This is a genomic window from Flavobacterium sp. CG_9.10 (assembly GCF_015752245.1).
GTDB lineage: Bacteria > Bacteroidota > Bacteroidia > Flavobacteriales > Flavobacteriaceae > Flavobacterium.
In genome coordinates this window covers 95,736-107,948 of sequence record NZ_JADOVD010000013.1, presented here as the reverse complement: position 1 = coordinate 107,948, position 12,213 = coordinate 95,736, and the positions used below count along the sequence as shown (strand labels likewise).

The window sequence follows — 12,213 nt, the reverse complement described above, 5'->3', positions numbered from 1 at the left end:
CAAGGGGTTCTATTCTAAAAAACTATTGTTTTTCAGTCTCAAGCCAATGAAATTGCAAATTTTATTATACTTGAAATTTATTTAGGACAGTATTGGTAAAAAACCTTTAATCTGGTTTTTTTCTAACACTCAAAAAGTTACAGTGGATCAATTTAAAATATGCTTAATATCGATTATAAATTATGGTTAAAGAACGAAGCGGGCATTAACAATCCGTGAATTATGTAATTTTTTTTAAAAATTGTATAAAACAACTCAAAAATAATAAACTGATTTTTACACCAACTCTATAAAAAAATTAATTTGAAACTATATATCAAATACATGGTTAGTAATCGCTGCAAAATGGTAGTGAAAGAAGAGTTGAAAAAACTCAAACTACACTTTATTGTTGTTGATTTAGGCGAAGTTGAAATCATGGAAAATATTACTATGAGTCAACGCGAACAATTGAAAATCGGACTTGTAAATTCAGGTCTAGAATTAATGGACGACAAAAAATCCATGCTTATCGAAAAGATAAAAAATGTGATTATTGAGATGGTTCACCATTCAACTGAAACAATCAAAATTAACTTTTCGGACTATTTAAGTCAAAAATTGAATCATGATTATACGTACTTGTCTAATTTATTTTCAGAAGTACAAGGAACTACAATTGAACAATTTATTATTTCCCATAAAACAGAAAGAATTAAAGAATTGATTATTTACGGTGAATTAAATATAACCGAAATTGCTTGGAAAATGAACTACAGTAGTGTCGCGCATTTATCAAGTCAATTTAAAAAAGTTACCGGTCTTTCCCCTTCCCATTTTAAACAATTGAAAGATAAAAGAAGGAATCCGATTGAAGAAGTTGGTATTAAAAATGAGGAAAAAGAATTGACATAATTCATATAAAAGTTTTTAAATAAAAATAGAAATCATACAAACTCAAGAATTGCAATACGCTAGAAGTCTTATTGAAGCCAGTTTAGATCCCTTAATTATTATTAACATTGAAGGGAGAATTACGGATATGAATGAAGCTTTGGCAAACATTACTGGGTTGTCTTCTGAAGAACTGAAAGGAACAGATTTCTTTAATTATTTTACTGCACCTCAAAAAGCACTAGAAGCTTGTCAGCAAATATTTAAAAATGGAGCAGTTTCTAATTATTCGCTTACCATTCAACATAAAGAAGGTAAACTAACGGATGTATTTTTCAATGGTGCCGTTTATAAAAATGATAAAGGAATTGTACTAGGTGCTGTAATTTTTGCCAGAGATATCGCAGAGCAAAAATGGGCTGAAAAATTACGAATTGCCAATAATGAATTGGCCTTCCAAAACGATGAAATGGAAAAGCGTGCTGAAGAGTCCGTGATTGCCAACAAAGAATTAGCCTATCAGAACGATGAAAAAGAAAAACGTGCGGAAGAGTTAGTTATTGCCAATATAGAATTGGCCTATCAAAATAATGAAAAGGAAAAACGTGCTGAGGAACTGTCTATTGCCAACAAAGAATTAGCCTATCAAAACGATGAAAAAGGAAAACGCGCGGACGAATTAGTCATTGCCAATAAAGAATTGGCATATCAAAATGATGAAAAAGGAAAACGCGCGGACGAATTAGTCATTGCCAATAAAGAATTGGCGTATCAAAATGATGAAAAAGGAAAACGTGCAGATGAATTAGTTATTGCCAACAAAGAATTAGCTTATCAAAATGATGAAAAAGGAAAACGTGCAGACGAATTAGTTATTGCCAACAAAGAATTAGCATACCAAAACGATGAAAAGGGAAAACGTGCAGATGAATTAGTAATTGCCAATAAAGAACTTGCTTATCAAAATGATGAAAAAGGGAAACGTGCAGATGAGTTAGTTATAGCGAATAAAGAACTTCGGTTTCAAAACAATGAAAAAGAAAAACGTGCGGCAGAGTTACTAATTGCCAATAAAGAACTTATTTTTCAAAATAATGAAAAAGAAAAACAGAAAATTGTAAACAAAGAACTGGAAGTATTAAGCAATTCTTTGAAATTAGCGTCTCAATATTCTTTAAGCTTAATTGAGGCAAGTCGTGATCCTTTATTTACAATTAACCCAAAAGGAAAAATAACAGATACTAATGAAGCATCTGTTAATGTAACTGGTGTTTCCCGTAAAAAATTAATTGGTTCTGATTTCATTAATTATTTCACTGATTCAGAAGAAGCCCGCAAAGGATACCTAGAAGTTTTTAACAAAGGGTTTATCGCTGATTATCCCCTAACTATCAAAGATCATCAATTAACCGATGTTTTATTGAATGGTTCGGTATATAAAAATGAACAAGGCAAAGTACTTGGTGTTGTGGTGGTGGCCAGAGATATTACAGAACAGAAAAGAATTGAAAAAGAATCAATAGAAGCACGACTTTTTGCAGAACTAGCTACTGAAATTGCCGAAGAGGCAAAAATAAACGCTGAATTTGCGACCGTAATTGCCGAAAATGCAGTGAAGGCGAAACAACAGTTTCTGTCGAATATGAGTCACGAAATTCGTACACCGATGAATGCAATTATTGGGTTTACGAAAGTGGTCTTAAAAACAGAATTGACTGTTAAACAGAAAGAATATTTAAATGCAATCAAAATGAGTGGCGATGCATTGATTGTACTTATAAATGACATATTAGATTTAGCTAAAGTAGATGCAGGCAAAATGGTATTTGAAAAAACACCTTTTAAAATGAATTCGTCCATTACCGCCATGCTCCATTTATTTGAAACAAAGATCCTAGAAAAAAATTTAAGACTAATTATGGATTACGACAGTAAAATCCCGGATGTTTTGGTAGGGGATCCAGTTCGTTTACACCAAATTATTTTAAATTTAGTCAGTAATGCCGTAAAATTTACATCAAAAGGAACCATTAATGTAAGTGTAAATATGTTGCATGAAGATGAGGATAAAGTAATAATTGAGTTTGCTGTTAATGATACCGGAATTGGAATACCTAAAGAAAAAATAGACACCATATTTGATAATTTTCAACAAGCGACAAGTGGAACTTCAAGGATATATGGGGGAACTGGATTAGGACTTGCTATTGTAAAACAATTAGTTGAACCTCAAGGAGGCAAAATCCGAGTAAAAAGCACTGTAAATATTGGAACAACATTTAGTTTTACATTAAGTTTTCAAAAAACAAATGTCGATGCGGAATTGGAAAGTGAATTTGTAGAACTCGATACTGATATAAAAAATATAAAAGTGTTAGTTGTAGAGGATATCGCTCTCAATCAATTATTGATGATAACATTATTAGATGATTTTGGGTTTCAGCGCGATATTGCAGAGAACGGCAAAATTGCTATTGAAAAACTACAAAATAATAAGTACGATATAATTTTGATGGATTTACAAATGCCAATTATGAATGGATTTGAAGCCACAGAATACATTCGTAACAAGATGAATTCAAAAATTCCCATAATCGCATTAACTGCTGATGTAACGACAGTAGATTTAGCAAAATGCAAATCAGTAGGAATGAATGATTATGTAGCAAAACCTCTTGATGAAAAACTATTGTACAGTAAAATAGTTGCACTATTAAAAAAGCCAAAACTTGAAAAGCTAAATAAAAAGCTTGCCGAAAATATTGAAAAAGAAAATAAAAAAAGTGAAAAGATAAAATGTATTGATTTATTTTATTTAAATAAACGTACAAAATCGGATCCAGAACTGATGTCGGAAATGATTTCCCTTTATTTAGCGGAAACTCCTGCATTAATTAAGACCATAAAACACAGCTTAGTAAATAGAAATTGGCCATTATTACAGGCCACGGTTCATAAAATGATTCCGTCATTTTCAATCATGGGAATTCATCCAGATTTTGAAACCATGGCTAGAAAAATTCAAGAATTAGCCAAAACTCAAGAATTAGCAGATGAAATTCATGATCTTGTTAACCAACTTCAAAATATTTGTACACAAGCATGTGAAGAATTACAAGAAGAACTTAATATAATCAAAAATACCATATAATGAAAAATGATACTAAAGTAAAGATTTTCCTAGTAGATGATGATGCCTTATTTTTAAAATCTTTAGAAATTGATTTTTTGGAGAATGCTGATTTTATAATAGAGACGTACCCAACCGGAGAGCTCTGTATAGCAAATATATCACACAATCCGGATGTAGTAATATTAGATTATCAACTTGATGGTATAGTAGAAAATGCGATGAATGGACTTGAAACCTTGAATAAAATAAAAACTTTCAATCCAGAAATTCCAGTGGTAATGCTATCTTCCCAAGATAAAATTGAAGTGGCCATAAACTGCATGCATCACAAAGCGTTTGATTATGTAGTGAAAAGTGAAACTGCATTTGTTCGCTTACAAAAAATAATCACTGCTATTTTCAAGTACCAAAAAATGGAAAAAGAATTAAATTGGTATATGGATCGTATGTAATATATTTGTTCGCTTACAAAAAATAATCACTGCTATTTTCAAGTACCAAAAAATGGAAAAAGAATTAAATTGGTATATGGATCGTATGTAATACATTTGTACGATTGCTTTGTTCAAAATTCATTCATAAATTAGATTAATCACACCCAAATTTGGTCGGATTAAAACCAAAATTGTTTAAAAAAAATGAAAGATAAAGACACCAAGGATATAGAACTTTCATTGTTATTAGAAGCCATCTATAGGAAATACGGTTACGATTTCAGAGAGTATTCGCAAGCCCATATTAGGCGCAGAATTATGAACAACATGGCACTTTCGGGATTTGAAGATGTTGCTCAAATGCAATCTATGGTTTTAAATGATGAGCAATTTGCTTCTAAACTCTTGCAAGATTTATCAATAACCGTAACCGAAATGTTTCGTGACCCTGCATTTTATAAATCATTACGAGAAAAAGTAATCCCTATTTTAAAGACCTATCCTTTTATAAAAATATGGCATGCCGGTTGTGCTACAGGTGAAGAAGCGTATTCGATAGCTATTCTTTTGCAAGAAGAAGGCTTGTATGAAAGAACCACCATATATGCCACTGATTTTAATCAGACGGCTTTGAATCATGCCAAAGATGGGATTTTTTCGAATAAAATGATAAAAGAATACACTTCAAATTATCAATTATCAGGAGGAAAAGAATCTTTTTCGAGTTATTATACTTCCCATTACGATAACGTCATTATGAATCAATCTTTAAAAAAAAATATTGTTTGGGCCAATCATAATTTAGTAACCGATAGTGTTTTTGCAGAAGTTCACTTAATATTATGCCGGAATGTTTTGATTTATTTTGATAAAAATTTACAAAATAAAGTCCAGACTCTTTTTTATAATAGTCTTGTTAATGGGGGAGTTTTATCTTTGGGGACTAAAGAAAGTATACGGTTTACCGATTTCTTTGAGGAATACATTGAGGTAGACCTTAAACAACGAATATTTAAAAAGAAATACAGAAAATGCAGTACAAAGCAATTGTAATAGGAGTTTCTTCCGGTGGTATGAATGCTTTGAAAACTATATTCTCAACCTTGCCTGCACATTTTAGTATACCCATTATCATCGTGCAGCATTTAAGCGCTCGTTCTGATAGCCAATGGATTAAACTTTTGAATGAAAAAAGTTCTCTCGAAATAAAAGAAGCGGATGAAAAAGAACAAATTGAAAAAGGCAAAATTTATATTGCTCCTCCTAATTATCATTTGCTGATCGAAAAAGATAAAACCTTTTCCCTTACGATAGATGAACGTGTGAATTTTGCAAGACCATCAATTGATGTATTATTTGAATCGGCAGCCGAAGCATACAAAAACAAGTTAATTGGAATAGTGCTAACCGGCTCTAATAATGACGGAACAAAAGGCATTAAACGAATAAAGGAATGTGGCGGTCTAATCATTATTCAGGACCCAAAAACAGCAGAATCAGCCTATATGCCACAGTCAGCAATTGCCGCTATTGAACCCGATTATATTAAATCATTAGAGAATATAGTCGAGTTATTAATAAAAATAGATCAATAAAAAAGATATTCAAAATAAACTTTACAAATAACAAAATGAAAATGACCCTTGGTAAAAAAATAGCAACAGGATTTATTGCTTGTGCGGTAGTGCTTTTAGGAGTTGCAATTTTCTCTGTTAAAAACAATGAAAAATTCATCGCATCGAATACCTTGGTAAATCATTCCAATAATGTACTATACGAATTCGGGCAAATATTGCTATTAACCGTTGATGCAGAAACAGGAGTACGAGGTTATGTCGTTACGGGAGATGTTGATTTTCTGCAACCTTTTACATCTGCCAATGTAAAACTAATCGAACAACTTAATAAAGTTAAGGAAATAACAAAAGACAATCCCATTCAGCAAAATAACGTTGAAGAGCTTACGAAAGAAATTAAAATCCATTTTGACAATTTAAGTAAAGTCATTGCTCTTCGCAAAAAAGATTATGAAAAAGCCAAAGAATTTGTTGCTTCAGGGGAAGGGAAACAAATTCAAGATGAAATAAGAAAAATAGTTGATCAAGCTCAGGAAACAGAAAATATTTTACTTACTGAAAGAATTCAAGCCAGTGAAGAAGATGCCAGCAAGTTTAACATTGTTTTTGTTATTTTATTATTAATCATTTCTTTGATTCTTGTAGTAGTTTACCATATAGTTGCTACAAATTTAAAAGCACTTAAAAGTTCCGAATCAGAAAATGCCAGCAAAAATTGGTTGCTTACTGGTAATGCAGAACTTAATGAAAAATTAATAGGCGACCAAAGCATAGTAGAATTGGCAAACAATACCATACGTTTTTTATGTACCTACCTGAAAGCCAATATTGGAGCCGTTTATTTATTTAATGATAAGGAAAACGCTCTTATTCTCAGTGGAAAATTTGCCTTTACGCCCGCTGAAGGCACTAAAGAAAATTTCAAGTTAAATGAAGGATTAATTGGTCAAGCCGCTTGGGAACAAAAACAGATTTCTTTTACAACTACAAATGAAGATCAAATACGCATTACTTCAAGCATTCTCAATGCAAAACCAAAAAACATACTCATTACTCCTTTTTTACTGGATGGCAAGACAATAGGTGTAATAGAAATGGGCAAGCTTACTGATTTCAATGAAACAGAAAAAGAATTTATCACTGTTTCTATGAACAGCATTGCAATAAGTGTTAATACCGTTCAACAAGCAGAAGAAAAAGAAAAACGAGCCGCAGAGTTAGGAATCGCTAATAAAGAACTTGCTTATCAAAACGACGAAAAAGAAAAACGAGCCGATGAGTTAGGAATCGCTAATAAAGAACTTGCTTATCAAAACGACGAAAAAGAAAAACGAGCAGCAGAGTTAGGAATCGCCAATAAAGAACTTGCTTATCAAAACGACGAAAAAGAAAAACGAGCAGCAGAGTTAGGAATCGCTAATAAAGAACTTGCTTATCAAAACGACGAAAAAGAAAAACGAGCAGCAGAGTTAGGAATCGCTAATAAAGAACTTGCTTATCAAAACGATGAAAAAGAAAAACGAGCAGCAGAATTAGGAATCGCTAATAAAGAACTTGCTTATCAAAACGATGAAAAAGAAAAACGAGCCGCAGAATTAGGAATCGCTAATAAAGAACTCGCTTATCAAAACGACGAAAAAGAAAAACGAGCCGATGAGTTAGGAATCGCTAATAAAGAACTTGCTTATCAAAACGATGAAAAAGAAAAACGAGCCGCAGAATTAGGAATCGCTAATACAGAACTCGTCTATCAAAATGATGAAAAAGAAAAACGAGCCGCAGAATTAGGAATCGCTAATAAAGAACTTGCCTTTCAAAATGAAGAAAAAGAAAAACGAGCGGTAGAGTTGCATTTTGTGAATAAAGAGCTCTCGACTCAAGCTGAGGAACTTCAAATACAGCAAGAAGAACTTAGGCAACTGAATGAGGAACTAGAACAGCAAGCACAAAATCTTAAACAGCAACAGGAGGAATTGCAAATGACCAATGAAGAATTGGAAGTGCAAACCCAATCATTAGAAGAAAGAAACAAAGAAGTTGAGGCTTCTAAAAATGATATTGAACAAAAAACAAAACAACTTGAAATTAGTAGTAGGTATAAATCAGAATTCCTTGCAAACATGTCGCATGAATTAAGAACGCCGCTTAATAGCTTGCTTATTTTATCTAAAGATTTATCAGAAAACAGAAAGAAAAACCTGGATGAAGTTCAGGTTGAAAGTGCTGAAATCATTTATAAAAGTGGGCATGATCTTCTCGTTCTAATTAATGAAGTACTTGACCTCTCTAAAATTGAAGCGGGAAAAATGTCCATAAATGTTGAAAAAGTATCGCTGAAAAACTTCACAGACGACCTACTTCTAAATTTTAAACATCAGGCAGAACAAAAAGGATTGAAACTCACTTGCCAATTGGCCAATAATTTGCCCGAATTTATCCACACCGATTCACAACGTTTGAATCAAATATTGAAAAACCTCCTATCCAATGCCATCAAATTTACTGAGAAAGGGAGTGTGACAATACGTATTGACCGCAATACCAAGACTAGTTTAAATATTTCAGTTACTGATACGGGTATTGGAATATCAGAGGATAAGCAAACGACCATATTTGAAGCTTTTCAACAAGCCGAAGGCGGTACTTCAAGAAAATATGGCGGTACAGGATTAGGACTTTCTATTTCGCGTGAACTCGCAAAATTATTAGAAAGCGAAATTAAAGTGAATAGTAATCCGGAGGAAGGTTCCACTTTTTCTCTCCTAATACCATTAGAAATACACCCTGAACAAGAACCCGCTAATACAATTCCATTGCAACCTATACCGTATATTCCTCGCTCTGGAAATGATGTAAACTATCTCAATTATAGCACTATTGAGGACGATAGAGATACCATAAACCCTACTGATAAAGTACTACTTATTATTGAAGACGATAAGAATTTTGCCGGCATACTTTTAAAGCAGGCCAACAAAAAAGGATTCAAATGCTTATCAGCAGCCACTGGAGAAGATGGCTTACTGCTTGCTACAAAATTCATACCACAAGCCATTATTCTGGATATTGGTTTACCGGGAATCAAAGGGAAACAAGTTTTGCAGGAGTTGAAAGCAGACCCATCTGTAAGGCATATACCGGTTCATATAATTTCGGCAAATGACCGTTCACTGGAACCAATAAGAGAAGGTGCTGTAGAATATCTAATGAAACCAATATCTAAAGATGCTCTGGAAGAAGCTTTTAACCGAATTGAAAATTTTGTCAACAGAAAAATAAAAAACCTTTTGATTATTGAAGACAATGAAAATTCCAGAAAAGCAATCAAAATACTCATTGGTAATGGTGATGTAAAATGTTTTGAAGCGGGAACTGGCAAAGAGGCCTTGGAAATTTATCAGCAAAATCAAATTGATTGTGTTATTCTGGACATTGGTTTACCAGACATGAGCGGTTTTGATCTTATCCACAAACTGGAAGATATAAAAGGACGTAACTTGCCTCCTATTATTGTTTACACTGGAAAGGAACTCACAAAAGAAGAAAATGATCTGCTTCATAAATATGCGGAGAGCATTATTATAAAAGGCATAAAATCCGAAGAACGTTTACTTGATGAAACGGCTCTTTTCCTTCATAGGACAATCAGCAATTTGCCAAAATCAAAGCAAACGATTATAAATAATTTGCATGATAAAGAAGCCATTTTCCATTCTAAAAAAATATTATTGGTCGATGATGATATGCGAAACGTATTTGCTTTATCCAAAATATTACAAGAACGTGGGATGGATGTCATAAAATCAGAAAACGGAAAGAATGCCTTAGAGATGCTGGATAAACATACTAACATCGATTTAGTACTAATGGATATTATGATGCCGGAAATGGACGGATACGAAGCTATGAAACGAATACGATCTCAGGTAAAATTCAGAAACTTACCCGTAATCGCCCTTACCGCAAAAGCCATGAAAGACGATAAGCAAAAATGTATTGATGCTGGCGCCAATGATTATATTACTAAGCCTATAGATGTGGAACGATTATTATCTTTGATGCGAGTATGGTTAAGCAAATAATTACACCATTTATTGAATACATGAAATTATAAACATAAAATTGCCAGAATAATTTTTATTAAAAATGAAAGAAAATAGCCTTATTAAAATCTTATTGGTTGATGATCTTCCAGAAAATTTATTTGCTTTACAAGTAATTCTTTTAGATGAGAATTATCTATGCGTAAAAGCTAATTCAGGCAATGAAGCTTTAAAAATTCTTCTTCACGAACAAGATTTTGCACTCGTATTAATGGACGTGCAAATGCCTGAAATGGATGGATTTGAAACGGTAGAATTAATTCGCCAAATAGAAAATCTTAAACATGTTCCCATTATTTTTTTAACGGCGAGTATGGACAATTCTCAACAAGTATTCAAAGGCTATCAAGCTGGTGCAGTAGACTATATGATTAAACCGCTTTCACCGGAAATATTAAAAGCAAAGGTGGCTGTTTTTGTAGATTTACATAAGAAAAATCAGGAATTATTAGTCCAGGCAGAACAACTGAAAAAACTTAATACCGATTTAAACGCTCAAAAATTACTTTCAGAATATTCTCTTAGTCTTATTGAAGCAAGTCATGATCCATTGTTTGCAATTAGCCCAAAAGGGAAAATAACGGATATGAATAATGCATCGGTAAAAGTAACCGGCTTATCACGAAAAAAATTAATCGGCACTAATTTTTTTGATTATTTCACCGATCCGCAAAAAGCTCGTGAAGTATATCAAAAAGTATTCGAACAAGGTTATGTTGCAGATTCTCCATTAATACTTCGTCATAAAAACAATAAATTGATTGATGTATTATTCAACGGCTCAGTATATAAAGATGACAAAGAAAATGTGCTTGGTGTTGTTATTGTCGCCAGAGATGTTACCGATCAGAAAAGAATTGAAACCGAATTAACTGAAGCTAAAATTTTGGCGGAAGCAGCCACAAAAATTTCGGAAGAAGCAAAAATAAAAGCGGAGAAAGCCACTATTATCGCTGAAAATGCCCTAAACGCAAAACAGCAATTTTTGTCGAATATGAGCCACGAAATTCGCACGCCAATGAATGCAATCATTGGATTTACAAAGGTGATACTCCGAACAGATTTGACAACTAAACAAAAAGAATATTTAAACGCAATAAAAATTAGCGGCGATGCATTAATCGTACTTATCGATGACATTCTTGATTTAGCAAAAGTAGATTCCGGTAAAATGACATTTGAGAAAACACCTTTCAAAATGAAGTCTTCGATCTTAGCTATGCTTCATTTATTTGAAACAAAAATTCAAGAACAAAATTTAAAATTAATTAAAGAATACGATAACAAAATTCCAAGTATTCTAGTGGGAGACCAAGTTCGCTTGCATCAAATAATTTTAAATCTGGTGAGTAATGCCCTCAAATTTACAACGAAAGGCGAAATTACGATAAGCGTTGATTTATTACATGAAGATGCTGAAACTGTTATTCTAAAATTTGCTGTCAAAGATACTGGAATTGGTATCTCCGAGGAAAAAATAGGAACCATCTTTGAAAATTTTCAACAGGCAAATACTGAAACCTCCCGATTATATGGTGGGACTGGGCTAGGGCTAGCCATTGTAAAGCAATTAATAGAAGCGCAAGGTGGTAGTATTCGTGCCAAAAGCACGGTAGATGAAGGGTCAACTTTTAGTTTTACTTTAAGTTTCCAAAAAACAGAATTCGATGCTGAATTGGAAGATGAGATAATGATTTTAGATTCAGAAATAAAAGATATAAAGGTTTTAGTTGTTGAAGATATAGCTCTCAACCAATTGCTTATGAAAACGCTTTTAGATGATTTTGGATTTGATCGGGACATTGCTGAGAATGGCAAAATTGCAATTGAAAAACTTAAAGAAAAAGAGTACGATATTATTCTGATGGACTTACAAATGCCAGAAATGAATGGCTATGAAACTACTGAATATATTAGAAAAACCTTGAAATCTACAATTCCCATTATTGCATTAACCGCTGACGTAACTACTATGGACTTAGCAAAATGCAAAGCGGTGGGAATGAATGATTACCTTGCGAAACCAGTTGATGAGAAATTATTATTCAGCAAAATAGTAAGCAATCTTAACAATAGCTAAACTGGTAAACGGT

Annotated in this window: 6 protein-coding genes and 1 pseudogene; all 7 read left to right on the top strand. The window is 32.8% G+C overall.

The window, feature by feature from the left end; all coding sequences use genetic code 11:
• Positions 1 to 324: 324 nt before the first annotated feature.
• Positions 325 to 894, top strand: coding sequence for a helix-turn-helix domain-containing protein (locus tag IWX84_RS12190; protein WP_196851037.1), 570 nt, complete (start codon positions 325 to 327; stop codon positions 892 to 894).
• A gap of 49 nt (positions 895 to 943) precedes the next feature.
• Positions 944 to 4,024 (top strand): annotated as a pseudogene (locus IWX84_RS12185) (ATP-binding protein); the annotation flags it as partial.
• Positions 4,024 to 4,458 carry a response regulator gene (locus tag IWX84_RS12180; RefSeq protein ID WP_196851030.1) on the top strand — a complete coding sequence of 145 codons (435 nt, stop codon included), beginning with the start codon at positions 4,024 to 4,026 and terminating at the stop codon, positions 4,456 to 4,458. The pseudogene IWX84_RS12185 and the gene IWX84_RS12180, both read left to right, overlap by 1 nt.
• A gap of 186 nt (positions 4,459 to 4,644) precedes the next feature.
• On the top strand, positions 4,645 to 5,493 hold the full coding sequence (locus IWX84_RS12175) for a CheR family methyltransferase (protein WP_196851029.1): 849 nt from the start codon (positions 4,645 to 4,647) through the stop codon (positions 5,491 to 5,493).
• The gene (locus IWX84_RS12170; protein ID WP_196851028.1) at positions 5,472 to 6,035 is read left to right on the top strand and encodes a chemotaxis protein CheB; all 564 of its coding nucleotides are present in this window, start codon (positions 5,472 to 5,474) and stop codon (positions 6,033 to 6,035) included. The genes IWX84_RS12175 and IWX84_RS12170 overlap by 22 nt, the downstream gene beginning before the upstream one ends.
• 35 nt (positions 6,036 to 6,070) lie before the next feature.
• Positions 6,071 to 10,099, top strand: a complete 4,029-nt coding sequence (locus tag IWX84_RS12165) for a response regulator (protein WP_196851027.1) — start codon at positions 6,071 to 6,073, stop codon at positions 10,097 to 10,099.
• 64 nt (positions 10,100 to 10,163) lie between these two features.
• Positions 10,164 to 12,200 carry a response regulator gene (locus IWX84_RS12160; RefSeq protein WP_231385484.1) on the top strand — a complete coding sequence of 679 codons (2,037 nt, stop codon included), beginning with the start codon at positions 10,164 to 10,166 and terminating at the stop codon, positions 12,198 to 12,200.
• Positions 12,201 to 12,213: the final 13 nt, after the last annotated feature.